At 50.0% G+C, this 25,938-nt stretch carries 25 protein-coding genes and 3 tRNA genes; 15 read left to right on the top strand and 13 right to left on the bottom strand.

Going from position 1 to position 25,938, the window contains the following annotated elements:
* From NZM04_05270 to NZM04_05260, 3 genes are all read left to right on the top strand, one after another.
* A partial coding sequence (locus NZM04_05270; GenBank protein ID MCS7063443.1) for a hypothetical protein occupies positions 1-310 on the top strand: 310 nt, incomplete at its 5' end.
* Positions 285-1,490: a tetraacyldisaccharide 4'-kinase gene (gene lpxK, locus NZM04_05265; GenBank protein ID MCS7063442.1), complete on the top strand. Its 1,206-nt coding sequence runs from the start codon at positions 285-287 to the stop codon at positions 1,488-1,490. The genes NZM04_05270 and lpxK, both read left to right, overlap by 26 nt.
* On the top strand, positions 1,483-2,520 hold the full coding sequence (locus tag NZM04_05260; protein ID MCS7063441.1) for a glycosyltransferase family 4 protein: 1,038 nt from the start codon (positions 1,483-1,485) through the stop codon (positions 2,518-2,520). Before lpxK ends, NZM04_05260 begins: the two co-directional genes overlap by 8 nt.
* A 9-nt stretch (positions 2,521-2,529) precedes the next feature.
* Here NZM04_05260 and NZM04_05255 read toward each other — a convergent pair.
* Positions 2,530-2,601, bottom strand: a tRNA-Lys gene (locus NZM04_05255).
* An 81-nt stretch (positions 2,602-2,682) separates the two neighbouring features.
* Between NZM04_05255 and NZM04_05250 the strand changes: the two genes are divergently transcribed.
* Positions 2,683-3,510 (top strand): MBL fold metallo-hydrolase, encoded by an 828-nt coding sequence (locus tag NZM04_05250; protein ID MCS7063440.1) that lies wholly within the window; start codon positions 2,683-2,685, stop codon positions 3,508-3,510.
* Positions 3,511-3,537: 27 nt separating this feature from the next.
* On the opposite strand, the gene NZM04_05245 is transcribed toward NZM04_05250, so the two are convergent.
* Positions 3,538-3,897, bottom strand: coding sequence for a hypothetical protein (locus NZM04_05245; GenBank protein ID MCS7063439.1), 360 nt, complete (start codon positions 3,895-3,897; stop codon positions 3,538-3,540).
* Between the two features lie 148 nt (positions 3,898-4,045).
* A complete protein-coding gene (locus tag NZM04_05240; GenBank protein MCS7063438.1) occupies positions 4,046-6,070 on the bottom strand; it encodes a cyclic nucleotide-binding domain-containing protein in 2,025 nt (674 codons plus the stop codon).
* Between the two features lie 118 nt (positions 6,071-6,188).
* On the opposite strand from NZM04_05240, the gene NZM04_05235 reads away from it, so the two are divergent.
* The 8 genes from NZM04_05235 (at position 6,189) to NZM04_05200 (ending at position 11,604) form a co-directional block, all read left to right on the top strand.
* A tRNA-Glu gene (locus NZM04_05235) sits at positions 6,189-6,260 on the top strand.
* A gap of 46 nt (positions 6,261-6,306) precedes the next feature.
* Positions 6,307-7,059, top strand: coding sequence for a menaquinone biosynthesis protein (locus tag NZM04_05230; protein MCS7063437.1), 753 nt, complete (start codon positions 6,307-6,309; stop codon positions 7,057-7,059).
* Positions 7,056-8,240 carry a dehypoxanthine futalosine cyclase gene (gene mqnC / locus NZM04_05225; GenBank protein ID MCS7063436.1) on the top strand — a complete coding sequence of 395 codons (1,185 nt, stop codon included), beginning with the start codon at positions 7,056-7,058 and terminating at the stop codon, positions 8,238-8,240. The genes NZM04_05230 and mqnC overlap by 4 nt, the downstream gene beginning before the upstream one ends.
* 71 nt (positions 8,241-8,311) lie before the next feature.
* Positions 8,312-8,764 carry a GatB/YqeY domain-containing protein gene (locus tag NZM04_05220; protein ID MCS7063435.1) on the top strand — a complete coding sequence of 151 codons (453 nt, stop codon included), beginning with the start codon at positions 8,312-8,314 and terminating at the stop codon, positions 8,762-8,764.
* A 7-nt stretch (positions 8,765-8,771) separates the two neighbouring features.
* Positions 8,772-9,410, top strand: a complete 639-nt coding sequence (gmk, locus tag NZM04_05215; protein MCS7063434.1) for a guanylate kinase — start codon at positions 8,772-8,774, stop codon at positions 9,408-9,410.
* Entirely contained in the window at positions 9,407-9,946 is a 540-nt protein-coding gene (locus NZM04_05210; protein ID MCS7063433.1) for a phosphopantothenoylcysteine synthase, read from the top strand. The genes gmk and NZM04_05210 overlap by 4 nt, the downstream gene beginning before the upstream one ends.
* A gap of 6 nt (positions 9,947-9,952) precedes the next feature.
* Positions 9,953-10,450 carry a 5-(carboxyamino)imidazole ribonucleotide mutase gene (purE, locus tag NZM04_05205; GenBank protein ID MCS7063432.1) on the top strand — a complete coding sequence of 166 codons (498 nt, stop codon included), beginning with the start codon at positions 9,953-9,955 and terminating at the stop codon, positions 10,448-10,450.
* A complete protein-coding gene (locus NZM04_05200) occupies positions 10,447-11,604 on the top strand; it encodes a 5-(carboxyamino)imidazole ribonucleotide synthase (GenBank protein MCS7063431.1) in 1,158 nt (385 codons plus the stop codon). The genes purE and NZM04_05200 overlap by 4 nt, the downstream gene beginning before the upstream one ends.
* On the opposite strand, the gene NZM04_05195 is transcribed toward NZM04_05200, so the two are convergent.
* The 5 genes from NZM04_05195 to NZM04_05175 all read right to left on the bottom strand — a co-directional run bounded on the left by NZM04_05195 (position 11,601) and on the right by NZM04_05175 (position 16,796).
* A complete protein-coding gene (locus NZM04_05195) occupies positions 11,601-12,599 on the bottom strand; it encodes a KpsF/GutQ family sugar-phosphate isomerase (protein MCS7063430.1) in 999 nt (332 codons plus the stop codon). The two genes, NZM04_05200 and NZM04_05195, sit on opposite strands and share 4 nt — an antisense overlap.
* Positions 12,600-12,700: 101 nt before the next feature.
* Positions 12,701-13,576, bottom strand: a complete 876-nt coding sequence (thrB, locus tag NZM04_05190) for a homoserine kinase (GenBank protein MCS7063429.1) — start codon at positions 13,574-13,576, stop codon at positions 12,701-12,703.
* 24 nt (positions 13,577-13,600) lie between these two features.
* Positions 13,601-14,776 (bottom strand): pyridoxal phosphate-dependent aminotransferase, encoded by a 1,176-nt coding sequence (locus NZM04_05185; GenBank protein MCS7063428.1) that lies wholly within the window; start codon positions 14,774-14,776, stop codon positions 13,601-13,603.
* 87 nt (positions 14,777-14,863) lie between these two features.
* Positions 14,864-15,706, bottom strand: coding sequence for a glucose-1-phosphate cytidylyltransferase (gene rfbF / locus NZM04_05180; GenBank protein ID MCS7063427.1), 843 nt, complete (start codon positions 15,704-15,706; stop codon positions 14,864-14,866).
* Positions 15,672-16,796: a citrate synthase gene (locus NZM04_05175; protein ID MCS7063426.1), complete on the bottom strand. Its 1,125-nt coding sequence runs from the start codon at positions 16,794-16,796 to the stop codon at positions 15,672-15,674. The genes rfbF and NZM04_05175 overlap by 35 nt, the downstream gene beginning before the upstream one ends.
* A 165-nt stretch (positions 16,797-16,961) precedes the next feature.
* On the opposite strand from NZM04_05175, the gene NZM04_05170 reads away from it, so the two are divergent.
* Positions 16,962-17,035, top strand: a tRNA-Pro gene (locus NZM04_05170).
* Between the two features lie 78 nt (positions 17,036-17,113).
* Here NZM04_05170 and NZM04_05165 read toward each other — a convergent pair.
* Both NZM04_05165 and nadA read right to left on the bottom strand, forming a co-directional pair.
* Positions 17,114-18,397 (bottom strand): alkaline phosphatase, encoded by a 1,284-nt coding sequence (locus tag NZM04_05165; protein ID MCS7063425.1) that lies wholly within the window; start codon positions 18,395-18,397, stop codon positions 17,114-17,116.
* Between the two features lie 8 nt (positions 18,398-18,405).
* Positions 18,406-19,335, bottom strand: coding sequence for a quinolinate synthase NadA (gene nadA, locus NZM04_05160; protein MCS7063424.1), 930 nt, complete (start codon positions 19,333-19,335; stop codon positions 18,406-18,408).
* Between the two features lie 133 nt (positions 19,336-19,468).
* Here nadA and NZM04_05155 point away from each other — a divergent pair, with 133 nt between their 5' ends.
* Together NZM04_05155 and NZM04_05150 are read left to right on the top strand one after the other, a co-directional pair.
* Entirely contained in the window at positions 19,469-20,086 is a 618-nt protein-coding gene (locus NZM04_05155) for a Fe-Mn family superoxide dismutase (GenBank protein MCS7063423.1), read from the top strand.
* A 115-nt stretch (positions 20,087-20,201) separates the two neighbouring features.
* Positions 20,202-21,704, top strand: a complete 1,503-nt coding sequence (locus NZM04_05150) for a hypothetical protein (GenBank protein MCS7063422.1) — start codon at positions 20,202-20,204, stop codon at positions 21,702-21,704.
* A 23-nt stretch (positions 21,705-21,727) separates the two neighbouring features.
* Here NZM04_05150 and NZM04_05145 read toward each other — a convergent pair whose 3' ends face one another.
* From NZM04_05145 to NZM04_05135, 3 genes are read right to left on the bottom strand one after another with little or no spacing between them, the layout of a single operon-like run.
* Positions 21,728-24,142, bottom strand: a complete 2,415-nt coding sequence (locus NZM04_05145) for a glycosyltransferase (GenBank protein ID MCS7063421.1) — start codon at positions 24,140-24,142, stop codon at positions 21,728-21,730.
* Positions 24,143-24,168: 26 nt separating this feature from the next.
* Positions 24,169-24,678, bottom strand: a complete 510-nt coding sequence (locus NZM04_05140; protein MCS7063420.1) for a peroxiredoxin — start codon at positions 24,676-24,678, stop codon at positions 24,169-24,171.
* Between the two features lie 44 nt (positions 24,679-24,722).
* Complete coding sequence (locus NZM04_05135) at positions 24,723-25,934, bottom strand: UDP-N-acetylglucosamine 2-epimerase (GenBank protein ID MCS7063419.1); 1,212 nt, start codon at positions 25,932-25,934, stop codon at positions 24,723-24,725.
* Positions 25,935-25,938 lie beyond the last annotated feature (4 nt).

The following is a 25,938-nucleotide window of genomic DNA, read 5'->3' as shown; positions in this document are numbered from 1 at the left end:
GGATTGGGCGATACGAGATCGAAGATTTCCTCAATCCGTTTTTAACCGACTTATCAAATCCTTTCACAGCCAGACGAAACCTGAGCTTCTTCATTACACGAGCCGCTTCTATCGCCTTTGGTGCCAAAATCAATGGAAGCGCGAGCGTTTTGCTCCGAGTTTTCATTTGGATGACCACAATGTTGATCCGCGCTCTTGGTGTCGGTTTCCGATTTTGAATGGCGCGTTTGAGAGTGAGCTAGGAGAGATCCAAGCTCGCGGACAAAATATAAACGAAACGATTCATGCAGACGATCCTCGAGGAACTTGAGCAATTCGCCATCGATGTGATTCTGGAGCGGCGTTACGGAAAACGGGCGACACTCTTAAGAGCCTTGCTATATTTACTTTCGTTCCCCTACCGATGGGGTGTGGCCGCGCGTCTTTGGCTGTATCGAGAGCGGATTGCCAAAGTGCATCACCTCGGCGTTCAAGTCATCAGCGTCGGTAATCTAACGGTCGGTGGCACTGGAAAAACGCCCATCGTTGAAATGATAGCAAGACTACTAGCTCAAAAAGGCCGTAAGGTGGCAATTTTGAGCCGCGGTTACCGCAGTAAACCCGAACCAATAAGCAAGAGGCTCTCGCGACTGATGTTTCCTTGGATCCCAGCCTCTCCACCAAGGGTAGTCTCCGATGGGAAAACAATTTTTTTAGACTCTGAAAAAGCAGGGGACGAGCCATATATGTTGGCGCGCAATCTCAAGACAGTGCCTGTGCTTGTAGATAAAGACCGTGTCAAGTCGGGTCTGTATGCGATTGAGAAATTTGGAACGGAAATTTTAGTGCTCGATGATGGGTTGCAGTATCTCTCGCTTTTTGAGCGCACCAACGTCGTATTGGTGGATCGGGAGGCGCCATTTGGAAATGAATACGTCCTGCCGCGAGGCACCTTGCGCGAGCCTCATGAACAGATGAAGCGAGCAGATCTCATCATCGTTACAAAATGCGATGGAGGCGATACACAACCACTCCTTGCAAGACTGCGTTTACTCAATCCACACGCACCAATCATTCTCTGTCGCCATGCACCACGTTATCTACAAAATTTCTTTAGTGACGAGCGTTTGCCTTTGAGCGAATTGAGAAATGCGCATGTCGGAACGATCTCCGGCATCGCCCGTCCAGAGAGCTTCGAGAAAGGAGTGAAAAATTTGGGAGCGAAGATTATTTATTCTAAACAATTCGCCGATCATCATCGTTTCTCCGCTCAGGAAATCGAGCGAGTGATTCAACACACCCACGCACGCGGAGGCAAAATGGTCGTCACTACAGAAAAAGATGCGGTGCGTTTCCCGCCTCTAGGTAGCTCGCTCTTGCCCTTGTTTTTCCTTAGAGTCGAGATTGAAATCATTGAAGGTAAGGAAGCCTTCGAATCTTGGATGGAGCGACTCGTAAAAGGACATCAGCTTGAACTCGAGGAAATTGAGACCTTGTTGACTCATGTCTAATTCAATTGTTTTTGCACGACGAAACTTTTCACCTACAGGTGGAGCTGAACTTTATTTGACTCACCTTGCCGAAAGATTGAACAAATGCGGCTTTTCACTGGAGCTGCTCTGTGAGACTTGGAATGAAAAGGCAAAAGGACCTTTTGAAAAAATCACAGCCATTGCGAGTAAAAGTCCCAGGCAGTTTGCAGAAGCCCTTCAACAGTGGAAAAGAAGACACCCTCAGAAATTTCTCTTTAGTTTGGAACGCGTTTACGAAGCCGACCTTTATCGAGCAGGTGATGGCCTACATGCAGCGTGGCTTCGACGGCGTGTGCAGTATTCACCAATTGTTGGGCGAATTCACAATTGGCTTAAATTGAAGAATTGGGAGATGTTAGGATTGGAAAAGAGGATGATTGAAGGGCAAGGGCTAAGACGCGTGATTGTGAATTCAAGAATGGTGAGGGATGAGTTTTTGGCAGCTGGTTATCCGATCGAGCGTATGACTTTGATTTATAACGGAGTGGATTTCAAACGATTTGCATCGGGCTCTCGAGATATGGCACGCGAGCGTCTGGGGTTGTCTGCAAACCAGCTGGTTGCCCTATTTGTGGGTGTGGGGCGCGAGCGTAAGGGGTATTATTATGCTAAGGAGGCTGTGAAACAGGCTGGCGGTTATAAATTTTTGGCCATCGAAAAACCTCCACCAATTTCGATGCCGGATGTTTATGCGGCAGCGGATGTTTTCATTTTTCCAACCTTGTATGATCCTTGTGCCAATGCGACGTTGGAGGCTTGGGCGGCAGGCTTACCTGTGGTCACAACGAAGTCAAACGGAGCCAGTGAGAGAATGCAGCATGGCCGCGAAGGCTTTATTTTAGAGAGATCCGATGATATCAACGGCATGGTCACAGCCTTAGATCAACTGCGAGATCCGGCAAAGCGTGCAATCATGGGAAAAGCTGCTCAAGATTTAGCTCGTCAGCATGATTTGACGGCACATGTCGAGGCCGTTGTTCAATGTATTCAGGCGGCTAAAAGTTGCTAAAATAATCATTGGGACGACAGGGATTCGAACCCTGAACCTAGAGCTTAAAAGGCTCCTGCTCTACCGTTGAGCTATCGTCCCGTGGGTAAACTAGCGCGACATTCATGGGTGTCAATGCCGGTTTATATCGCTTCGATGAAGGATTTATGATAGGAGACAATCATGGATCGCATTCCGCTTGAGGACAGCTATGTGGATATAGTTCGTAAGGCACTGGCTTATGCCCAACTCGCCTCGAGACTGGGAGATCAAGCCTTAGCGAGGGAGATGCAGATTCCTGTAGAAGTTTGGCGAGATCTAAAAAATGGTGTCTGGCATGAAAATTATGGCCCAAGGGCTGCTGAATATCTGGGTTTAAATGCTAGAGCCTTGGCTGAGATCGCTCAAAATAAGTGGCATCCGGGGGAGATATTTGTGCCTCATCTACATCAAGTGGTGACGCCATTCTCACCTACATCAGTTAATGCTTATATTTGTTGGCATCTTGATACGCTAGAGGCTTGCATCGTTGATACAGGAATGGATGCGGATCCGATTTTAGAGTTTATCAGTAGGCACAAGCTTTCGGTTAAAATGATTCTTCTGACCCATGGTGATGGAGATCATGTGTATGAGGTCGATCGGTTGATGGAAAAAACAGGAGCACCGAGTTTCATTCATGCACGTGAGCACATAGCTGGCACCCTTCCTGTAGAAGAAGGGGATTCGTTTAGTCTCGGCACATGGACTATAGAAGTGTTGGAAACACCAGGCCACTCACCTGGTGGAGTAACGTATCTTATACGCGGCGGTAGTCCTTGGGTTGCATTTACTGGCGATGCAATTATGGCTGGCACAATGGGTAAAGTGCGCGGAGATTTTGAGTCAGCTAGAAAGGTGCTCAGGAAAAAAATTTTATGTTTACCTGATGAGACAGTTCTTGCACCCGGGCATGGGCCGTTGACCACAGTCGGTGCCGAAAAAAGATATAATCCTTTCTTAGCTGACTAGAGACTGGCAATGTTAGTTGAAGGATGCTTATGGCTGACTATCAGAAGTGTTAAAATAGGATTCGGAATTTTGTTTATACTTTTCTATAATTGCTTTCTCAGAGGTATGTAAAGCTACGTCATCGCCGAGTAAGCTCGTATTCGATATTGCTTCTTGACTGAGTGGATCTATATGTGAAAAAACTTTATCCGGACCTGCGCTTTGTAGAACGATTTTGCCTTCTGGAGAATGGGTAAGTAAAAATGGAGTTCCCCATATATCTTTCCATGGTTCTTTTGCTCCCCAAAGACGGTTTTTGATAATTACACTTTCTTCAATGATTACGCGAAGTTCTTGGTTGTTAGGGATTTTGTTGAATGTAAGATAATGCTTTTCGATTTCTCTCATTATTGAATTTATGTCTTTTACAGTAATAATTTTATTAATCTTGTTGATAGCTGACCTAATACCAACACTGAACACTATACTGAAGTATATTACCAGACCGACTAAAAGTAGCGCAGGGATAAGTTTGAAATATCGCAGCATAGAAAAATCAAATTGAGCAAGCTAAACGTTTTTCTAATTCTTCATCGAGCAGATAACCTGTGAAGAAATCTTTAGTGACAATTTCAAGGAAAGTTTCCTTGTCAAAAACAAAACACTTTACTTTACCATTAGCTTTTACATCTGCTGTGGCAGGTATGTTTTTTAGGAGACTGATTTCTCCACAAAATTTTCCTGGTTCTAAAGTTGCTATATGTTTTTTGTTCTTATACACATCTAATTTACCTTCATAGAGTAAGTAAAAATTCTTGTTTTCTTGGCCTTCGTGAATCAAAATATCCTGATCGTTAAATTCTTGTAGCTTACAACGAGAAGTTAATGCCACGATAGCTTTAGGATTCCAATCTGAAAACAACTCTGTTCTTCTAAAGAAGCCTGCACGTTGGATTTTTTCTGCAACAGTTTGAGCTCCTAACCGACTTACAATCTCACGCTGAAAATCGTCTCGTTTGAGAATCAGACAATCTACAGGTGTCGTTGCAACCACAGAGGTTGTGCGTTTGACATTATTCAAAAGAGCAATTTCTCCAAAAATGTCTCCTCTAGAAAGGGTGGCTAATACCTTTTGTTGACCACTTTCTGTTTCTTTAATAACATTTACTTCACCAGCCCAAATTATAAACAACAAATCGCCATCGTCTCCTTCACGTATAAGGGTTTGCCCTTTTTTGACATGAATTAATTTAAAGTAAGGAATTAAATCTATAATGCGCTCTCTTGGCAAATCAGAAAATAAAATGTTCTCCTTCAAGAAAGATATAAGTTGCTCCTGATCAGGAACCTTACCTGATGCTTTGGCCTTTTTCCAACGGCCTTCTTTTGAGCTAAATCTCTTGAGGACCTCTTTGACTATGCCGAACCCAAATACCCAGAGTATATACAAAATTGGAATGAGTAATAATATAAATCCAATTATAACTATTCCGAACACTAAATAGAACCTAGGACCTAGTGTTTCTTCAATTAGAAAATTCGAAATAGCTTGGGCATATTGTGCCGCAACAAATTTGATTCCAAGATCTATAGTAAAGTAAAGCCATATAATTACATAAGTAGAATAAGCAATAAAATACTTTTCCTCCGATAATTCATCGTGCCATCGCAGTAAGTGTCCTAAGAATTTCGATTTAAGGTAATGTGAAGCGTGCTTAGGTATATCGTGATGTTTTCTGAAAAGCGCGTGGATAAGTTGCTGCATGGAAGTGGCACCGAAAGGTGAGCTCTCAATTAGCATTGCTATCCATACAGATAAATGCAGGGCACCAAAGTAACGGAAAGGGACAATAAATTCACCTTCAGGGGTCTCATAAGGGCGGAAAAGGTAACTTAACACCCATATAATAGATCCCCAAATTATTGGACCAAGAACCCCAACAAATGACGTTATAGATTCACAAATTCTCCCCCCCATAAAAGCGTCTTTTGTATCCACTTCTAGGTAGGGAATAATTCTAGCAAAACTAATTCTAAAACGATAGGGAACTCGATTCCAAAGCTTAAGATTGATGGCCATCAAAATTGAGCTCAAGCTAAGCCCTATAGAAACACCGATTGCAACAAAAATCCAAAAATACGCATCTTCACTCTTATCAAGTTCGTTAGGAATTATATAAAAAATCAGCGTTAAAGCCGAAATGATAGCGAGTATGAGGCTGAAAAGATATGAAGAAAGGCTAGGTCGGACAGTTTTATAATTCTCCTCTTTCCAAGGGTCAAATTCTTGAGTGAGGCTTTTGCAATTGTCAGCTTGAACTAAAAGTCCGTAATTTTGAGCTGTAAGGACTAAATCATAGAATTTACGGATAGAGGGCTTCTGAGGTCGCTGAAGCAGGCTATAGAGCACTTCGCCAAGATTTTTTTTGCCGTCGAACGTTAGCAATATCTCAAGATCATCATTGTCCAAATAAAGATATTTTAATGTCTTTATCTGCTTGATAAATACACCGTCTCTCTCTCTGACGATTTCAACATCAGCAGAGAGGCTTAAGACAAGATTATTATCAACAGCATTCACAGGGGTAACGAAATTCCTATATTCTATCGTGTCGAAAGGCGCAATAACAATTTATACACAATGGCAAACTCTTGCTTGTCTAAATAAAAAACACAAGCTATATTCTGTATTTCAATTCGACCCCATTGTGTAGTGGTTAGCACCCTGCCCTTTCAAGGCAGTCGCGCGGGTTCGAATCCCGCTGGGGTCGCTTAAATAAGCACAAGTATTGCGCATAAATTGTTTTATAGCTCTCAATGGACGCTGCCTTATCCGCTTTACGCATAGGAGCCGTCCCATATCTTAATGCACAACCTCTAATCACACGGATTCCAGCTGCAATTCAGCTTTTCTCTCCACGAGAACTTGTCGACCGACTTATCCGTTGGGAACTCGAGGTTGCATTGGTTCCCACTATTGCAGCGGCGCATATGCCCAACTTATGGTGGGTCCCAGAGATAGCCATCTTGTCCAAAGGCGCAGTCAAAAGCGTGATTGCGAATCATCGTTGTCCTCTCGATCAAGTAAAAACTTTAGCGGTTGACCATGACTCTCGCACTTCTGTCCTGCTGGCTCGCATTATTTTTGAAATCTTCCGCCGTCAACCGCTTTCCCTGCTTCCTGAGGGGGATCCATGCGCCGACGCTCAACTCTGGATCGGAGATCGTGCCTTGCGTTTCCGCGCTGAAAATCCCCAAGCTCCGCTTCTCGATCTCGGTGAAGCTTGGGATCAACATACCTCTCTTCCCTTTGTTTATGCAGCTTGGGCCGTCTCTCCACATGTTTCTCCAGATCACAGGAAACTCGTCGCCTCAATTCTAATCCAAGCAGCCAAAGAAGGGCTCGATCAGCGAGAGCTCCTGGCGCACAACGACCAAGAAAAAGAATATCTCCACAAACACATTCGCTACACCCTCGATCAAGAAGCCATCGAAGGCTGGCGTTACTTTTTGAAACTGGCTACCACCTTGCAGAATCAAACCTCCCCACCTACATTGAATTTTATATGAACCCTTCTACAACAAGCCTTCTAAGCCCGCCCCTACACGAGCCAGTCAACCAATCTTTTTTGAACCTCGTGAATACCTCCCAATCATCTAATCACACCTCCTCACTCACGCAAAAAATTCTTGCCGGCGATCGAATCACCATCGAAGAAGCTGCAGAGCTCTATCACTGGCCATTATCAGAACTGGGTCTTCTTGCTCATGCACGTAGACAACTAGCCAAAGCCGAGGCTTACAACGGACGTGGAAACTCTATCGTGACCTACATTGTGGACCGCAACATCAACTACACCAATGTCTGCAACGTCTATTGCAAATTCTGCGCCTTTTACCGCACCGAAAAAGACCCCGACCATTACGTCCTCACCCCGGATCAGATCTCAGAAAAGATCCGTGAACTCGAAGCTATCGGCGGCATTCAAATCTTACTTCAAGGAGGTCACCACCCTTCATTGACCCTGGACTACTACCTCACCATGCTCTCCACCATTCGACAGCGTCACCCGAATATTAACATCCACGGATTCTCGCCACCTGAAATTCATCACTTCTCACAAACATTTCGCCTTCCCACTCGAGAGATACTGCGCCTTTACAAAGAGGCAGGCTTAGGTTCCTTGCCCGGCGGTGGAGGAGAAATTCTCACAGATCGTGTTCGGCAACGTATCTCTCCTCTCAAATGCGATGCTGACACCTGGCTGCGAATCATGCGTGAAGCTCACGAAATCGGATTGCGCTCATCCGCGACCATGATGTTTGGACACGTCGAGACCCTTGAAGATCGCCTTGAGCACCTCCAACGGCTCCGCGATTTGCAAGACGACACCGGTGGTTTTACAGCTTTTATTTGCTGGACATTTCAGCCCGAAAATACCGTTCTCAAAGTCCCTCGAAAAGCCTCCGCACATGAATATCTCCGTATGCAAGCTCTGGCTCGAATTTTTCTCGATAACATTGAAAACATACAATCCTCCTGGGTCACACAAGGCCCCCAGATCGGACAAATCGCCCTCTTCTACGGTGCAAACGATTTTGGCTCGATCATGATGGAAGAAAATGTCGTCTCTGCAGCTGGCACCACATTTCGCATGACAATTGAGGAAATGGAACGTCTCATCGCCGAAGCAGGCTACACTCCACGACGCAGAGATAATGCCTACCGGCTCATCGACGCAGTCGTCTGATTTACACAGCCAGTCGCTCGACTACAGCCTTAGTATTGCCACACTCTATTTTCCTTCTACCTTCTGCTACCATGAGTTTACTGCAAAAAATCGACAACGACCTTAAGCAAGCCATGCGCCAAAAAGAGACCCACACACTTGAAGTGTTGCGCATGCTCAAGTCAGCCATCAAATATGATGCGATCCAAAAAAGCGGGGCAGACACTGTTCCCACTGATGCAGATGTGATTGCAGTGATACGTAAAGAAATTAAAAAACGTCACGATGCCATCACCAGCTACACCCAGGGTGGCCGCACCGACCTAGCTGATAAAGAACGCAAAGAGCTCGATATCCTCCAATCCTACTTGCCCCCGGCCTTATCCCATGAGGAGCTCGAGTCGCTCGTTCAAGAGACGATCCGAGCACTCGGTGCTACATCCAAAAAACAAATGGGCGAAGTCATGAAAGCCCTGCAAGCAAAGACCGAAGGGCGCGCTGATGGAAAAACTTTAGCCGCTCTTGTGCAAAAACACCTAACTTAATTTTCGCATGCAATCTGCGCCGCAAGCTCATTCTTTCACCCGGGAAGGAATTCTTTTTGTCGTCTCTGCTCCTTCCGGCACAGGGAAGAGCACGCTTTGTGACAACATGCGTCACACCCCCGATCTTTACTATTCTGTCTCCTGCACGACACGACCGCCGCGGCCGGGAGAGATACACGGAGAGGATTATTATTTTCTAAGCCAAGAAGAATTTCTCAAAAAAGTCGAAAACGGCGAAATGCTCGAGTATGCGCGCGTTCACAATCATTACTACGGCACGTTAAAAAAATACGTGCTCGATATTCTCGATCGTGGTGTTGATGTCCTACTCGATATCGATGTGCAAGGAGCTGCCTCAATTCGTAATAATCCAGATCCCAAAATTCGAAACGCGCTAGTCGATGTTTTTATCATGCCACCGACCCTTGCAGAGCTAGAGCGGCGGCTTCGCAAGCGCGGCACAGAGACTGAAGAAGAGATCCAACGCCGCCTTGAGACTGGACGATATGAAATGAGCCAGTGGCCTCTTTTTCGATACACCATCCTCAGTGGCTCAACAGAGGAAGATCTTCAAAAGTTTCGTGCTATAGTTCGTGCTGAACGTTATCTCAGCAAGCGTCTCACCCTTCACTTGACTCCATCATGAGCCGGATCGTATTGGGCATCACGGGGTCTATCGCCGCTTTTCGCGCTGCGGAGATTGCCAGTGCACTCACCAAGCAAGGGCATGCGGTGCAAGCTGTTTTTTCGCAGCAAGCTACTCGTTTTATTTCGCCACTCTCCTTAGCTTCTTTAACCCGCAACCCTGCCTACACTGATGAAGCAGAATGGGAGCTTCGCCCAATCCCCTTACATATAGAGATTGCGGATTGGGCCGATCTTATCGTCGTCGCTCCTGCTACGGCGCATCTCATCGCTCAATATGCTCATGGCTTTGCATCTGATCTTCTCACCTCAATTCTTCTAGCAACGCAAGCCCCCACTCTCTTGGCGCCGGCGATGAACGGCAAAATGTGGCTTCATCCAGCGACTCAGCAAAATGTGGAGCTTCTTCGCACTCGAGGCGTTCGTTTCATCGGACCGGATGAGGGTTTGCTGGCCTGTGGATACGAGGGTATAGGGCGACTTTGGCCTGTTGAGGGAATTTTAAGAAGTATCGAAGATATCCTCGCTTCAGGCTGAAATTTTATGTCTGCGAAACAGAAGCGCGCTCCGCTAGTGGGCATTATTATGGGCTCGATATCGGATTGGCCTACCATGCAACACGCAGCACAGACTTTGGAGCTTTTTGATATTCCTTATGAAAAACAAATTGTTTCCGCGCATCGCACTCCTCAAAAGTTGTATGCGTATGCAACTGCCGCAGCTTCTCGAGGCTTGAAAATTCTGATAGCTGGAGCCGGTGGAGCCGCTCATCTGCCGGGCATGACGGCTTCGCTCACGCCCTTGCCGGTGCTAGGTGTGCCTGTGGAGTCTCGTGCTTTGAAGGGGCTTGATTCTTTGTTGTCGATCGCTCAGATGCCAGCCGGGATTCCTGTTGCGACCTTTGCTATCGGCCAATCTGGCGCGATCAATGCAGCTCTCGCAGCCGTTGCTATACTGAGTCTAGAGAATCCAACGCTAGCAAAACGTCTTGCGGATTATCGAAAAAAGCAGACGGAGCGCGTCTTGAAGCAGAAGCTATGAGGAAACCTATTCTTCCTGGTGCTACGCTTGGATTAATAGGCGGTGGACAGCTCGGGCGAATGTTTGCGCTTCAAGCCCGTAGAATGGGTTACCGTGTGCACACTTTTGATCCTTCTTTGGATAGCCCCTCAGGGCAAATTTCAGATCGTGAGTTTATCGCACCGTTTGATGATGAGGAAGTATTAAGAGAATTTGCGGAATCGGTGGATTGCATCACCTACGAGTTTGAAAATATTCCGCTTTCCACATTGCAATACGTTCAGAAGCTGCGGCCATGCTATCCGGATCCGCGGATTCTCTACATCGCGCAAAATCGGGAACGCGAAAAGAACTTTCTTTCAAGCTCGGGATTTCCGACTGTGAATTATCGAATTGTCGAAAGTGAGGAGGCTCTTCGTGCAGCAGTTAAAGAAATCGGTCTTCCTGCAGTATTGAAAACTTGCGATTTTGGCTATGACGGTAAAGGACAACAAAAAATTACACGCGATTCAGACCTGGCGCGAATTTGGAGACAACATGGGACATCTCGCGGCATTGTTGAAGCTTGGGTAGAAAATGTGATTGAGTTTTCAACTGTTATCACACGGGTGCCGCACGAGCCTGTGGCCATCTTTCCGATAACTCGTAACCGACATTCCCGCCACATTTTGGATCTATCTGTCTATCCGTCGGGCTTGCCTTCTAGGATTGAAGAGGAAGCTCGGCTGATGGCTCGAGAGCTTGCTCAGAAGCTGGATTTAATTGGGCTAATCACAGTTGAGTTTTTTTTGACGCCTCGTGATGATATTCTTATCAACGAAATTGCGCCACGACCGCATAATTCTGGCCATTATACGTTTGATGCATGCGTGACGAGTCAGTTTGAGCAGCAGCTGCGTGCTGTTTGTGGCTTGCCACTAGGTTCGACCCAAGCTTTATGTGCTGCGGCGATTATGACTAATCTTCTCGGTGATCTGTGGCTCAAGGGCAGCTCTCCCAACTGGATCGATGTGCTTAAAATTCCGGGCTTGAAATTGCATCTTTACGGCAAGACTGAAGCTAGGCCTGGCCGCAAGATGGGGCATTATACGATTCTCGGAGACTCGTTGTCGGAGGTTATGAGGCGGGATGTTGAAGTGCGGCAGTTGCTTGGGATTGGGACAGGGGAGGTCTAGACTAGGCGGTGTTTGGCTAGGTCTTGTGCATCTATCAATCCGACGGGGCGATGTTGTGCATCGACTACGATGAGGTCATCGATATCGTGTTCGCGAAAGAGGGCAAGGACTTCGACGGCGAGTTTATCTACTGGGACAGTGATCGGGCGGCGTGTCATGACCTCTTTTAGAGTGCCTCTCTGGATGATACTGGGATCGCGAACGAAGGTGCGTGTGAAGTCGCCTTGCGTATAAATTCCTGTAACTCTACCGCGTGAATCGGTGACGATGACAGCACCAGTGCGTGCTTCGGCCATGGCTTTCATCGCGGTTGTGATCGGGGTTTTTTCATCCAGGATCGTCATTTTATCTCGGGAACGCATGACGTGGCGGATTTGTAGGAGTTGTTTTCCTAACGAGCCTGCTGGATGGTAACGGGCGAAGTCTTCGCGCTTGAATCCACGGGCTTCGAGGAGTGCCATGGCGAGTGCATCGCCAAGAGAGAGCATCGCTGCTGTGGAGGCTGTGGGAGCGAGGTTGAGGGGGCATGCCTCTTTTGAGACCTCACAGCGTAGGGTGATGTCGGCGTGTTTTCCCAGGGTCGAGTGTGTGGATCGTGTGATGGCGATAATCGGGGTAGAGAGATGTTTGAGCACAGGTAAAATGCGCACCAGCTCCTCGGTCTCGCCACTGTAGGAGAGGAGGAGGGCTACATCGCCTTCAGCTATGAGTCCGATGTCACCGTGCAAAGCATTTGTGGAGTCGAGGACGACGGCTGGAGAACCGGTAGAGGAGAGGGTGGCGGCTATTTTGTGGCCGATCAGGGCGGATTTGCCGACGCCTGTGACGATGATTTTGCCGCGTTGTTGGAGGCAGCGTAGGAGAAGCTGGACTGCGTCGTCGAATGAATGATTGAGCTGGCGTTTGAGTTGGCGGATCGCCTCGGACTCTAGAGTGAGGACGCGACGGGCTACTTTTAGGGATGCAGGAGTTTTGTTGGCTTTAGGTTTCGGCATGGTGATAGGCAGGAGTGGAGTTTATTTTTGGTTGATGACGAAATAAAGGCGAAAGGGGGCTGAATGGTTGCGTGGAGCTTTAGAAGGGTTGGCAGGGACTTCTAAAGGAAGGTGAGGCCTTCATTATCGGCTTTTAGTGGGAGCACAGAGCCTTTTAGACCTGCTTTTGAAGCGGCTCGAGCCATGGCTTGGGCGATGGCTTGGGGTTTTTCTAGCGTGATGGCCATGATCGTGGAGCCGGCTCCGGAGAGGTAGGCACCGAGGGCTCCGGCTGCTCGGGCTGCTTCGCAGACGGCTTGAAATCCCGGGATGAGTCGAGCGCGGTAGGGCTGGTGAAGGCGATCCTGGAATAGATCGCGAAGGGCGGGGTAGTTTCCCGTGGCGAATGCGGCGGTGATGAGGGCGGTGTGTTGAAGGTTTTCTACTGCATCTGCGATTGGGATTTTTCGTGGGAGGACGGAGCGGGCTTGGGTTGTGGAGAGTTCTGATTTGGGGATGTAGGCGATGAAGTGGAGTCGCGGGGAGACGGGAAAGTTGACGTAACGTTCGCGAGTTGCAGCGGCAAAGCCGCCGAAGAGAGCGGGGACAGCGTTGTCGGGGTGTCCTTCGAGTTGGATTACGAGCGAGAGGATTTGCTGGGCTAGGAGGGGTGAGTGGTGAAGGGTATTGAGTGCTGCAAGGAGGCCGAGACGGATGGTGACGGAGCTGCCTAGCCCACGGGCGATGGGGACTTCAGCTTTGATTTTGAGTGTGAAAGGTGTGGGTGGAATTTGGGTCTGCTTGAAGAAGGTTGTGGCGATGGAGTTGATGAACGGGGGGTGCGTGGGAGCAGTGTCGGTAAGGCTTACGGTTAGGGTGTTGTAGAGTTTGAGTGCTATGCCTAGGGTGTCGAAGCCGGGGCCGATGTTGGCAGTGGTAGCAGGGACGCGAACGGTGACGGTGGCTGATGGAGAAGCCTTTTTGGGCGCTGAAGGCATGGGGTTTGGGACTTTAGGTCTGTGTTAGAGGCCTAAAGTTTGGATGAATTCTGCGATACGTTTGACGCCGGTTTCGATGTTTTCGATGGATGTGGCGTAGGAGAGGCGGATTGTCTGGTCGTTGCCGAAGGCGATGCCGGGGACGACAGCGACTTTTTGGCGATCGAGTAGGCGCTCGGCAAAATCGGTAGAAGTGAGTTTGGTTTTGGAAATATCAACGAGGATGTAGAATGCGCCTTGTGGTCTGACGTAGGAGAGGTGCGGGATGGTGTCGAGGAGTGCCATCATTTTTTTGCGGCGTGCATCGTATTCTTGCAGCATGGCGGTGACGCAGTCTTGTGGCCCTTTGTAAGCGACGAGTGCGCCTTTTTGGGCGAAGGAAGTGACGTTTGAGGTTGAATGGCTTTGGATGGATTCGATCGCTTTGGCTGCCCATTCGGGAGCGGCGACGTAGCCGATGCGCCAGCCTGTCATGGCGTAGGGCTTGCTGAAGCCGTTGACGGTGAAGGTGGAGTTGTAGATTTCTGGGGAGAGGCTTGCTGTGGAGGTGTGTTTATGATTGTCGTAGACGAGTTTTTCGTAGATTTCATCGGAGAGGATGAGGATGTCTTCTGAGAGGGCGACTTCGGCTAGGGCTTTGAGTTCTTCTGCGGTGTAGAGGGTGCCGGTGGGGTTGCCGGGGGAGTTGAGAATGATCATTCGGGTGGCAGGGGACATGGCTTCTTCGAATTGGGCTGGGGTGATTTTGTAGCCGTTTTCGGCGGAGGTCTGGACGAAGATGGGGGTGCCGCCGGCGAGCTTGACCATTTCTGGATAGGAGAGCCAGTAGGGCGCTGGGATGATGACTTCGTCGCCTGGCTCTACTGTGGCGAGGATGACGTTGAGGCAGGCGTGTTTTGCGCCGTTGGTGACGATGATTTGGGTGGGTTTGTAGTCGAGGTTATTATCGGTTTTGAGTTTTTCGGCAATTGCTTGGCGGAGTTCAGGGATGCCGGCTGCGGGGGTGTATTTTGTGAAGCCTGCGTCTAGGGAGCCCATGGCAGCAGCTTTGATGTGCTCTGGAGTGTCGAAATCGGGTTCGCCAGCTCCGAAGCCGATGACGTCGATGCCTTCGGCTTTCAAGGCTTTGGCTTTGCTGTCGATGGTGAGGGTTAGGGAGGGGGTGAGGCCGGTGACACGTGAGGCGAGGTTGCTAGTCATGTTGTTATTAGGGTGGTTATGGGTTGACGTTGCCGATTTTTGTGGGGCTTGTAAATGATAATGCGATGGGGGTGTGGGGAAGAGTTGTTACCAAATTTTCCAGGGTGCTTTGTTTTGTTCCCAGAGGTTGTTGAGGTGTTGCATTTCTTGGTAAGTGTCCATGGGTTGCCACCAGCCTTCGTGTTTGTAGGCGTTGAGTTGGCCGTCTCGGACGAGTTGGAGCATGGGTTGTTGCTCGAGCATGACGGTGGGATCGTCTGGGAGGTAGTTGAACATGGTGTATTCGCAGACCATGTAGCCGCCGTTGACGTAGGCGGTTTCCATTTGGGGTTTTTCGTGGAAGGTATATACGGTGCCGGTTTGTTCGATTTTGAGTGAGCCGAATCGTCCGGCTGGGTGCACGGCGGAGAGGGTGCAGGTTTTTTGAGCTTGTCGGTGGGAGCGGATGAGGGCGTGGATGTCTATGTTTGAAAGGCCGTCGCCGTATGTGAGCATGAAGGGCTGGCCTTCTGGGATGTAACGTTGGATGCGTTTGATGCGGGCGGCTGTCATGGTGTCGATGCCTGTGTCGGCGAGGGTGACTATCCAGTCTTGTTCGTTGTGTTGGTTGTGGAATTGGTAGCGTGGGGTGGGGCCGAGGTTGAGGGTGACGTCGCAGGTGTTCCAGTGGTAGTTGCGGAAGTAGTCTTTGATCATTTCGCCTTTGTAGCCGAGGCAGAGGATGAATTCTCTGTAGCCGAAATGGGCGTAGTATTTCATGATGTGCCAGAGGATGGGTTGGCCTCCGATGGGGACCATGGGTTTGGGGCGATATTCTGTCTCTTCACGAAGGCGTGTGCCTTTTCCGCCGCAGAGGATGACGACTTTCATAGGGGGGTGAGGTGAGGGTGGGGAGTTAGCGTTGATCAATTGGGACAAATGTGCGGCCATAAGGGCGGCCGGTGTATTCGCTCAAGGGGCGGAAGAGGCGGTTGTTGGCGTATTGCTCGAGGATGTGTGCAGTCCATCCTGCGGTGCGTGCGATAGCGAAAATCGGGGTGAAGAGGTCGGTGGGGATGCCGAGTGAGTAGTAGACTGTGGCGGAGTAGAAATCGACGTTTGCGTTGAGGTTTTTCTTTTCTTTCATGATTTGTGCGATGCGCTCTGACATTTGTATCCACTTGGGTTCACCGAGTTTTTTGCAGAGCTCGGTCGCCATGGCTTTGAGGTGAGGTGCTCGTGGGTCGAGGACTTTGTAGACGCGATGGCCGATGCCCATGATTTTTTTCTTTTGTGCGAGGGCGTTTTCGATCCATAGGTCAACGTTTTCCAAGGTGCCAATTTCTTTGAGCATGTGGATTACGCCTTCATTGGCTCCGCCATGGAGAGGGCCTTTGAGTGCGCCGATGGCTGCGGATACGGCAGAATAGATGTCGGAGAGGGTGGAGGCAACGACGCGAGCTGTGAAAGTGGAGGCGTTGAATCCGTGTTCTGCATGGAGAACATAGGCTACATCGAGCGTGCGAGCTGCTTCAGCGGAGGGCGTCTCGCCTGTGAGGAGGTAAAGGAAATGGGCAGCTTCGCCGAGATCCTTTCGGATAGGGGGGAGGGGAAGACCTTGACGAGCTCGGTGGAAGTATGCAGCGATGATGCCGACTTGAGCGACGAGCTTGATGGCATGGGCTCGGTTGGCGTCCATATCGAGGTCGTATCGCTGGGTGTCGTAACAGCCGAGCATGGAGACTGCTGTTCGCATGACGTCTATGGGGGCGGCGTTTCGAGGGGCTGAGGTGATGTAGTCGATGATGCCTTGGGGGAGTTCGCGTTCGGCACGTAGAGCGGTAGTGAGTTTTTCGAGCTCGTGGCGAGTGGGCAGGGATTCGTTCCATAGTAGGTAGACTACTTCTTCGTATGTGGCTTTGCCTGCGAGCTCGTTGATATCGTATCCACAGTAGTGGAGGATGCCTTGTTCGCCTTGCACGTCGCCGATGGAAGTTTCAGCTGCGATGACGCCTTCGAGTCCGCGGGATTTTGTGGTCATAGTTGAGGTGGGTTGGTGGATTGGATTGTAAATAAGATATGGAGAGTTTTTGGGCGATAGTTTTCCTTAGAGAAGGAGTTTTTGTCTACCACAAAAGAATTGCTTTGAGGTGGATTTTCTGTAGAGAGGGTGGAGAGTAGCAGGGAGACTACCCTGTGCTGATCACGGGCCGTAGCGCAGCCTGGTAGCGCACTTGCTTGGGGTGCAAGGGGTCGCGAGTTCAAATCTCGCCGGTCCGATGGGTTTTAGGGGAGGATTTTTAGGGATTGCTGAGGCGCAATGGGGGCGTGTGTGATGGAAAGATCAGTAAGTGAGGTTTAGTAGAGCCGAACGATGAGATTGTAAATTTCCGTCGCGTCGAGGAACCCACGGAAGTAGTCTTCACCGAAGCCGCGAGAGGCAATCCAGGAGGGGCGAGAGGTGATTTCAGCTTCGTCGGAGTAGTGGATGGCGGGTTGTGGGGTGAGTAGGGCGAGGTCGTTGGGGGATTGAATGCGTAAATAGAGGTCTTGAAGGGTTGTGGCAGGGGAAGAGGGATGAGGTGAGGAAAGTTTGCCGCCTGGCCCTGAGAGCCAGTCGTAAGTGATATCTTCTGTAGGGGGAGTTGATTCGATGAGTTGACTGCGTCGGACGTCGAGAGAACCTAGGCTGAAATTACTGGTGCATAAGATGAGAGATTTTCTGCCGGCGTAGGCGATAGCGACTCGTATGGCTTCATCGAGTGCGGCGATTTCGTTGAGAGCGAGCTGAGTCAAGTTACGGCGCGAGGCATTTTCAATCAGACCATGATCTATAACCAGGAAGTAACCCCCAAGATGAAGATCCATGAGCTCGATGGCGCGTCGGGTAAGGTCTGCTAGGCTAGGCTGGTCCATAGTGCCTTGTGTCAAGCTTGAGTAGATGAATGCGTGATCAGCAAAAAGTCCAAATACGCGGCGCTGTGGCCAGCGCGGGATGGCCTCGAGGGCTTTTCGAGTCATCACGATCTCGTATCCGCGTTTATCGGCCTCTGAGATGAGGTCTCTTCGATCGAGGCGGCCGTAAGGATTTTTAACGCTTGCTGGGGTGAAATAAGCTTTGCCTCCTCCGAGGATGATGTCGATGTTGGAAGTGTCAATCAATTCAGCGGCAGCTTGATATGCGCTTTCGGGGTCCTTAGATTTGGTGCTGTAGAAAGCGGTAGGAGTGTTTGCGGTGAGTTCATTTGTGGTGACAAGCCCGGTGAGACGTCCGGCGCGTTGGGCTGCATAGATAAGCGTGTCGAGGCGACGACCAAGAGAGTTGTAGCCGACGATGGAATTGGGGCTAAGTTCTCCGGATGCTAATGCAGTAGCCGAAGCTGCATCATCCGCGACGTTTTCATTTAATCCACGCGTAGTGAGCAAAGCGACTTGATGTAAGCGATCCATGTGTAGGGATTGGCCTTTCTTTGCAGCCTGTAGGCGTGCGCGATTGATAAGGGAAATGTCGTAGCCGTTTGCAATAAATAGAATGATTCCGTGCGTTTTAGGTGCTACATAAAAGCGCATGTAAAGTGACCCGATCGCTACGAATATCGCAAAGACCAGGGCGACTAGTAAAAAACGGACTGAAGTTTTCATCGCCGAAGTTAATTACGGCTCCATTCGAGCATTCGGAGGAGGGGAATACGGGCTTTTTCCTGAATTTCAGGTGGGATATTCACTTCATTACATTCCTCAATCAGAGTGCGGTGAAGTTTTTCTAAAGTGATCATCTTCATATAGCGGCAGTCCGCGCACGCGCAGCGCTCTGTGGGAGCTGGGATAAAGGTTTTATTTGGGATCTCTCTGCGTAGGCGGTGCAACATTCCTGACTCAGTCGCAATGATAAACACTTGAGCGGGATGCTCGCGGCAGTAGTGCACCATTTTTTCGGTCGAACACACCTCATCAGCCAACATTCTAACTGCCCTCATACATTCCGGATGTGCCACAATAGGTGCGTCTGGATAGGCAGCTTTGATTTCTAACAGTCGATCGTGTGTAAATTCGACGTGCACGTAGCAATTTCCCTCCCACAGCCGCATGGGTCTTCCCGTTTTTTCCATCACCCATGCTCCTAAATTTTGATCGGGCACAAAAAGGATCTCTCGATCTGCCGGAACACGGTTTACGATTGTGACAGCGTTTCCGGAAGTGCATATCACATCGCTAAGTGCTTTTACCGCGGCGGTGCAATTTATGTAAGCCACGGTATAGAGTCCTGGATTTTTTCTTTGATACTCTGCAAGAGCCTCTGCAGGGCATGAGTCTGAAAGTGAACATCCTGCCTGTGGGTCGGGGATAAATACCCTTCGAGTCGGATTCACGATCTTCGCGGTTTCGGCCATGAAATGCACCCCACAAAAAATAATCCGCTCTGCTTCGGTAGCCTGCGCTTGATAAGAAAGTCCTAAGGAGTCTCCCACAAAATCTGCTATCTCTTGTATCTCTCGCGCTTGGTAGTTATGAGCCAAAATAACCGCACGTTTTGCCCGTTTCAGCTCTAATATCTCTTGTTGCAGTGGAGATAGCGACATACAAAAGTCCATAATAAGAAATTTTCATCGCCTCACAAGTAGGAGTCGAAAACCAAGGCTCAATGCCGTAAGGCGCCTATTTGACAAACGTTCTACTGGGATTAAACTTAAGGCCGTTTAACCCCCAAAAAATATGGCCTACAAATATCCCAACCGTCAGGATGAACTCCTCGCTAAAGTCAAAGGAAAAACTGGAAAAATCTCTGATAAAACCCACGAAGAGCACATGAAGCTCTATACGGGCTATGTGAATAAAACGAATGCCATCCTAGAAGAGCTGGAAAAAATAGGTGCTCCTGATCCGACTAATCCAGCCATGGCAAATCAAATCTTTTCCACTCTTCGCAGCCTCAAAGTAGATTTCACCTTTGCCTACGGGGGTCTGATCAATCACGAGATCTATTTCGATATCCTCGGCGGCGACGGCAAACCCTCGGGCAAAATTCTAGAACTCATAAATGAATCCTTTGGCTCCTTCGATAATTACAAAAAAGACCTTAAAGCTACTGGGATAGCAGCGCGCGGCTGGGTCTGGACAGGCCTTGATCACACAAGCGGCCGTCTTTTTAACTACATTGGCGATGCACAAAACACTTTTCCAGTCTGGGGCGTCACCCCATTGCTTGCGCTGGATGTCTATGAGCACGCCTACTATGCAGATTTCTATACTGCGCGAGCGGCTTACATTGACGAATTCATCAACTACATAGACTGGGCTGCAGTCGAGCGACGTCTTCCTCGCATGGCATAGTGCTTGAGCAGAGCCAGTGTTTAAGGAGACGATTTAGCTCACAAACATTTTGGATTCGGATTTCACGGCAGCATTCTTTTCTCGCCGCATGTTCTACCCTTGCTAGGGTGTCGGCATGTCTGTTCGTGAAAACTTAGACGCAATCACATGTGCCTGTGCTCAGAGCCAAGGTTTCGACGTTCTCATTCTCTCGGTAGCGAACTCAGCGCAAGCGGCATTTTGGAGAGCAAGGCTGGCTGAGACCTTGAGTGCTATTGGGCACGCATGGGCAACGCTCTATGTGGTGCACGAGGATTGGCCTGGCGGCGCAGGAAACGGTCTGGGCACTCTTTATGCTTGGCAGAAAGCCAATGAACAAGCTTTGGCCTCGGGACATCCGAGTCTTATGGAGCGCCTCTGCCGTGGAGAATCGGTCGCACTTTATCACACGGCTGGCAAAGGCACACGCCTAGCACCCTTGCCTGGAAGCGAGGAAAATAATAAGCCTGCAGTTAAGCTGCCTGTGCCGATTCCAAGCGGTTCCGGGGTATTTGCTTACACGCTACTTGAAGCGGTCATCAAGCAGACTGTGCTCTTTGCTCCTGTGCGAAAGGGTCGCTTGTCGGTGTTTTGGGGCGATCAGATTTTTATTCCTTCACGCGGGCTCCAAAATCTTTCCTCTTATGCCGTCGATATTATCGGACAGGTGCTTTCACCGCCCATAGATCGTGCGCTTTGGGAAGCGCGCAACCTTTCCGCATACGGTCTTCTTGCGATCGACTCAGCCTCGCAATCAGCACAACAACTTGAAAAAATCGACTTTGCAACGATGCGTTCGTTGGTTGAGAAAGACGCAATTCACATCTCGGGTGGCATGGCGGTCAGTCTAGGTTCCTTTGGGCTTTCAGCAGAATTTCTGGCTCTCCTTCTTGAGGAATTTCAAACCGAACTACAAAGGCAATCCACGAAGATGGACGCGGATCCGCATTTTTGGATGCCGCTTACGCTCGATTTGCAGACGTATCAAGAAATCATGGCTAAAAAAGGATTGCCGTTTTCGGCTGCAGAGGCTCATTGGCAAAGGATTCAGCGTCTTATTCCTAGACTTTCATCGCGAGCGCGCGTTGGCGTTCAAGATGTGGGTCAGGAGACTCTTTGGTGGGATTTTGGCACCGTGTCGAAGTATTTCGAGAATTGTCTCAAGCTAGTAGGCGAGGGGAGTGAGTCGGAAGCGATGCGGCAGTTTTTTGAAGTCGGTCAGGCTTATGATCCGGCTACTCAGACTTTAATGATCGAATCTTCCGCGCCTATCGAAAGAGTTCGGCGTTCGGTGTTGTTTCGGACACAGACGGATGGCTATTCTACAGTTGAGGATTCGGTTGTGATCGGCAGTCGGTTAACAGCCAGCCGTCTGAGTCGGAATTTGGTTTATCAGGCGGAGATCAACGGCGCTCTCGATGCGGAAGAGGTGGTTTCTGGGGCACGGGATGCTGAAGGCAAGGCGATCCAGTTATATACGACGTTACGAAACAATGGGCAGCTGGACTGGTTTCGGCGACTTCCGAAGAATACGGTTAGTTATGATGAGCTGTATCAGATTAACGATCGTCGTGCTTTTTCGGGGTTGGGTGTGAGTTAGCTTCAAATGTATGCGTTGTCTGCCTAGGCTTTGGGTATGGGCTCAGTGAGAAGCTGAACGAATTGGGCTGCGGCTTGTTTCCAATCCCACTCTTTGCGGATCCGCTCAGATTGAGCAAGACGGGCTGATTCGTGGGGGGGGTTGTGTAAAGTCTCTACGATGGCATGAGCCCAGGAGGACGGGTCGTCGGTAGAAATCGCTTGGCCGAGGCGGCAACGACGAAGTAGTTCAGCTGGGCCACCGATTGTTGAGCAGATGACTGGGAGGCCCGAAGCCAGCGCTTCGAGGACTACGTTGCCGAAGGTGTCGGTTGTGCTTGGGAAGAGGAAAAGGTCGGATGAAGCGTAAGCTGTGGCGAGTGTTTCGCCGATGAGCGGACCGGTGAAAAGAGCGGAGGGGATCAGTTTTTGTAATTCAGCGCGGTAAGGGCCGTCTCCGACGAATGCTAGGGTTGCTGTTGGGATAAGGGTTTGCACGATTGGCCACACAGAGGCCAGGAAGGCGAGATTTTTTTCTTTGGATATGCGGCCGACGTAGAGGACGACGGGGTTGGTGGCTCCGTAGGACTTCCAAAAGTCTGCGTTGCGTTTCTGAAAGTGGAAGAGGTGGGTGTCGATGCCGCGCGGTAGTATGGAAATTTTGTGGGATGGGATACTGCGTTTTTCCCAAGCTTGGCGATAGGCTTCGGTGTTGACATAGAGGCGATCAGCTTGGCCATAGAACCATTGCATGTAAGACCAGGTGAGCGATTCCATCATTTGGTCGTCGCTGAGATAGAGTGCATATTGTGGGAAATCTGTGTGATAGACCATATGCAGAGGCAGTCCGAGAAGTCGTGCGGCAAGGAGACCAACGAGGCCGACGGGGCCAGGTGTGCTGACGATGATTTCGGTGAATTGTTGGGTGTAAATCGTGTCTAGGATGTCCAGGAGGGGTGGGAAGCTGACACGCTGCAGTTCATATTCAGGCACAGGGAACTCTCCGAGAGGGGGGAAATTGCGGATCGGGAGGTTTTGGATGGAGATGTGGGCGTGGCAAGAGATAATTTCAATTGGATGACCGAGGTCGTGGATTGCGGCAGTGAGTGCTCGGATGGTGCGTGTGACGCCGTTTACGTCTTCGAGTGTGTCGGTGAACCATGCGGTTTTATGTCGCTTTAGCGTTTCTGGGGTTTGGGTTAGAAAAGTTTTGGATACTTGTTGGAGAAAGGGGCGATCGGGACAGAATTGGCGAAATGCAACGAGGTAAGGGGCGATGCTGGCTAAGACTGGAAGGAAACCGGAGAGGGGCTGGAGAGCATCGAACCATCGGCCTTCTCGTATGCGGTCGAAGATTTGGATGGCAAAGCGATAGATCAGAGTGTTGGCGAGGTAAGAAGCCATGCGGAAGGTGCGGCGGCTTTCGGTGGCTTCTTCGCGGATAGCTTTTTCGAGGGCGGCATGGGTTTCAGGAGAGGAGAAGAAGGTGGCGAGGTCTTGTGTGAGGGAAGCGGAGTTTGGGTTGATCCAGTCGAGAATGGCTCCGGAGCGAATTGCTTCGGTGGCGAATGTGAGTTTTTCTGAAAAGGAGAAGTTTGTGGGATTTTTTCCGGAAAGGAAACGATCGACGATGCGAGTGAGGAGTTGAGTGGCTTTAGGTGCTTGTTTGGTGAGTTTGGTGCGGGCGTAGCCGAGGATGGTGTTGTAAACGTTGTTTGCAAGGCGGAGTGGATCGCCGCGCGAACCGTGGTTTTGTGTGCGCCGTTCTTGGATGGCTTGGAAAAATTCTTGTAGGGTGCGTGCTTGTGGGGCTTCGGTAAAGGCAGCAGCGACGGCTAGGCCTCCGTGGTCATCTGATCCTGCGGTGAAACTTTTGAGGTGAGGATGCGGGTGTGTGGGGGTGAGGTTATGGCGATTTGCGAGTTCTTCGATTTTTTCTGGCGTGAGGCTTAGTAGGCAGAGGGTGGCGATTTCTTGGGTGAGGGGTTCGCGGTTGCCATTGATTGATTCGAAGGTGGAGAAGAGGAGGATGAGTTTTTCAAAATGTTCGATCGTGAATTTTTGGTTGAGAGAGATGAGAGGGTGTGTGACGGCGTGAGGGATGTGGTGGAGGCGGAGGTATGCGGAAAGTTCATAGATGTTTTCGCGGAGGGCGTTGATTTCTTCGTGTTGGGAGATGTTGATATTCCAAACGAGGAGGTGAATTTTGCATCCATCGGGGAAGTAGGTGGTGACTTCTTCGCTGATGAAGGTGTCCTCTGGATGCTTTGCTAATAGCTCGAGACAGCCGTCTATGCGGTGATGGTCTGTGATGGTCTTGTAGGTCATGCCTGCGGCGTGGAGCTTTTGATAAAGCACTTCTGCCGGGCTGTAGCTTTGGGGGAGGCCAAGTCGGCGTAGGATCCATTCGCTTGGCCGATCGGAATAGAGTGAGTGAAGGTGGAGGTCGATTTTCACCATAGGCGGGCCGACGGCCTACGGTGGGATTATTTGCCGAGGGTCTCTAGGGCTTGCAAGACATCTTGTGCGTGGCGGGAGGTCTGTGGGTGGAGGTCGCGCCAGACTACTTTGCCGTTGCGGATGAGAAATGATTGTCGTGCGGCGAATCCAAGAGTTGTGGGGACTCCAAAGGCTTTGGTGATTTGTCCTTTTTCGTCTGCGAGGAGTGGGAAGGGGAGGTTGTGTTGGGTTTTGAATTTTTTTTGGCTTTGGGGGGAGTCGCAGCTTACGCCGATGATTTTGAGGTTGAGATGGAGGAGGGTTTGGTATTGATCTCTCAGGCTGCAGGCTTGTGCGGTGCAGCCGGGGGTGTTGGCTTTGGGGTAGAAAAAGACGAGTGTGGTGCCGGTGCGAAGGGTCTCGTTGAGGGGGAAGGGTTTGCCGTCTTGATCTATGGCCTCGACTTCTGGCACGGTAGAGCCGATGTCTAGAGGCTTTGCCTGGGAGAAGGAGAAGAGTGAAAGTAGCGACATGGCTAGGATGGAGGTTAGGCGCATGTTGAAATGTTAGTCTAAAAAATAGGCAGGTGCAAATTGGTAGGTTATTTTTGAAGTCTGGCGCGGAGAGCCATGGCGCGTTGTTGTTCTTTTGGGATGAGGATGGGATCTGTTTTTTCAGTGTGATCGCGAAGTAGGATAGAGACGATTTTTTGGGTGGCGTGGGGTTGGGCTAGCTGGAGTGCGGCGCGGCGCATGGATTGGAGGCGTGTGGGGTGATTGAGAAGGGATTCGATTTTGTAGGGTAGGGTGGTGAGGGTGTTGCATTTTATGGCGGCACCTTTTTCGAGGAGGTGGTCGCTGTTGCGTTCTTCTTGTCCGGGGATGGGAGAGGTGATGACCATGGGGAGGCCGGTTGAAAGGGCTTCGGAGATGGTGAGGCCGCCGGGTTTGCCGATGTAGAGGTCGGCGACGCGCATCCAGGTGTGCATTTGTTGGGTGTAGCCGAGTGGGGTGATGTGTAAGTGGGAAGGGAATGGATTGCGTTCTATGGTTTGGAGAATGGATTGTAGGAGGCTTTCGTTTTTGCCACAGATTACGACAATTTGAGCGGGAATTGTGAGGTCTCTGAGTGTTTCTAGGATAGCTTGTGCTGGGGTGACTCCGAGGGCGCCTGCGGAGAGGAGTAAGGTGGGGAGGTGAGGCTTGAGGCCGACGCTTTGGCGGAGTGCGGGGCGTTCTTCGATGGGGCATGGTCTAAATTCGGGATGGATGGGGATGCCTGTGACGGCAATTCGTTCGGGGGGTAGGCCTAGTTTTGATAGGTGGATTTTTGTTTCTTCTAGCGCTACGAAGTATCTGTGGAAGGTTTTGGTGAGCCACATGGCGTGGAAGTCGAAATCGGTGACGGTGATCGATAGGCGTGCGGAGATGCGTTGTTTTTCTATGAGGTGAGAGATGATTTCAGCTGGGAGGAAGTGTGTGCAGATGGTGGTGTGAGGGGAGAAGTCTTCGATGAATTCGATGAGGGGGCCGAGGTTTAGGCGATCGAGCATGAAACGCATGCGGTCGGTCTTCCAAGGTTCGTCGCTTTGTTTATACCACCAACCGAGGAGTGTGGGGGCGTTTTCGACGAGTTGGGTGTAGAGGCGGGAGTAGAAATCGCGGAAGATTTTGTTGGTGAAACGGAGGGCGTCGACGTGAGCGACCTCAGCTACGGTGGGGCGTTGCTTGAATGCTCTTTCGAGGGCTTCAGCGGCGCGGACATGACCTGTGCCTGCGCTGGCAGAGAGGATTAAGACGCGTTGGTGGCGCATGGGA

The organism is Candidatus Methylacidiphilales bacterium (assembly GCA_025056655.1).
In the GTDB taxonomy this organism is placed as follows: domain Bacteria; phylum Verrucomicrobiota; class Verrucomicrobiia; order Methylacidiphilales; family JANWVL01; genus JANWVL01.
Note: the sequence above shows the minus strand (reverse complement) of the source record. Positions and strands in the feature narration are given on the sequence as shown.

What these genes read in the sequence shown, in the direction of transcription:
- rfbF (MCS7063427.1), bottom strand. Translation starts at nt 15,706, where the DNA reads ATGGCCGCACATTTGTCCCAATTGATCAACGCTAACTCCCCACCCTCA.
- NZM04_05195 (MCS7063430.1), bottom strand. Translation starts at nt 12,599, where the DNA reads ATGCCGAAACCTAAAGCCAACAAAACTCCTGCATCCCTAAAAGTAGCC.
- NZM04_05250 (MCS7063440.1), top strand. Translation starts at nt 2,683, where the DNA reads ATGGATCGCATTCCGCTTGAGGACAGCTATGTGGATATAGTTCGTAAG.
- nadA (MCS7063424.1), bottom strand. Translation starts at nt 19,335, where the DNA reads ATGTCGCTATCTCCACTGCAACAAGAGATATTAGAGCTGAAACGGGCA.
- NZM04_05210 (MCS7063433.1), top strand. Translation starts at nt 9,407, where the DNA reads ATGAGCCGGATCGTATTGGGCATCACGGGGTCTATCGCCGCTTTTCGC.
- NZM04_05140 (MCS7063420.1), bottom strand. Translation starts at nt 24,678, where the DNA reads ATGCGCCTAACCTCCATCCTAGCCATGTCGCTACTTTCACTCTTCTCC.
- NZM04_05155 (MCS7063423.1), top strand. Translation starts at nt 19,469, where the DNA reads ATGGCCTACAAATATCCCAACCGTCAGGATGAACTCCTCGCTAAAGTC.
- NZM04_05165 (MCS7063425.1), bottom strand. Translation starts at nt 18,397, where the DNA reads ATGAAAACTTCAGTCCGTTTTTTACTAGTCGCCCTGGTCTTTGCGATA.
- NZM04_05220 (MCS7063435.1), top strand. Translation starts at nt 8,312, where the DNA reads ATGAGTTTACTGCAAAAAATCGACAACGACCTTAAGCAAGCCATGCGC.
- lpxK (MCS7063442.1), top strand. Translation starts at nt 285, where the DNA reads ATGCAGACGATCCTCGAGGAACTTGAGCAATTCGCCATCGATGTGATT.
- NZM04_05230 (MCS7063437.1), top strand. Translation starts at nt 6,307, where the DNA reads ATGGACGCTGCCTTATCCGCTTTACGCATAGGAGCCGTCCCATATCTT.
- mqnC (MCS7063436.1), top strand. Translation starts at nt 7,056, where the DNA reads ATGAACCCTTCTACAACAAGCCTTCTAAGCCCGCCCCTACACGAGCCA.
- NZM04_05245 (MCS7063439.1), bottom strand. Translation starts at nt 3,897, where the DNA reads ATGAGAGAAATCGAAAAGCATTATCTTACATTCAACAAAATCCCTAAC.
- thrB (MCS7063429.1), bottom strand. Translation starts at nt 13,576, where the DNA reads ATGCCTTCAGCGCCCAAAAAGGCTTCTCCATCAGCCACCGTCACCGTT.
- NZM04_05150 (MCS7063422.1), top strand. Translation starts at nt 20,202, where the DNA reads ATGTCTGTTCGTGAAAACTTAGACGCAATCACATGTGCCTGTGCTCAG.
- NZM04_05200 (MCS7063431.1), top strand. Translation starts at nt 10,447, where the DNA reads ATGAGGAAACCTATTCTTCCTGGTGCTACGCTTGGATTAATAGGCGGT.
- purE (MCS7063432.1), top strand. Translation starts at nt 9,953, where the DNA reads ATGTCTGCGAAACAGAAGCGCGCTCCGCTAGTGGGCATTATTATGGGC.
- NZM04_05175 (MCS7063426.1), bottom strand. Translation starts at nt 16,796, where the DNA reads ATGACCACAAAATCCCGCGGACTCGAAGGCGTCATCGCAGCTGAAACT.
- NZM04_05185 (MCS7063428.1), bottom strand. Translation starts at nt 14,776, where the DNA reads ATGACTAGCAACCTCGCCTCACGTGTCACCGGCCTCACCCCCTCCCTA.
- NZM04_05135 (MCS7063419.1), bottom strand. Translation starts at nt 25,934, where the DNA reads ATGCGCCACCAACGCGTCTTAATCCTCTCTGCCAGCGCAGGCACAGGT.
- NZM04_05145 (MCS7063421.1), bottom strand. Translation starts at nt 24,142, where the DNA reads ATGGTGAAAATCGACCTCCACCTTCACTCACTCTATTCCGATCGGCCA.
- gmk (MCS7063434.1), top strand. Translation starts at nt 8,772, where the DNA reads ATGCAATCTGCGCCGCAAGCTCATTCTTTCACCCGGGAAGGAATTCTT.
- NZM04_05260 (MCS7063441.1), top strand. Translation starts at nt 1,483, where the DNA reads ATGTCTAATTCAATTGTTTTTGCACGACGAAACTTTTCACCTACAGGT.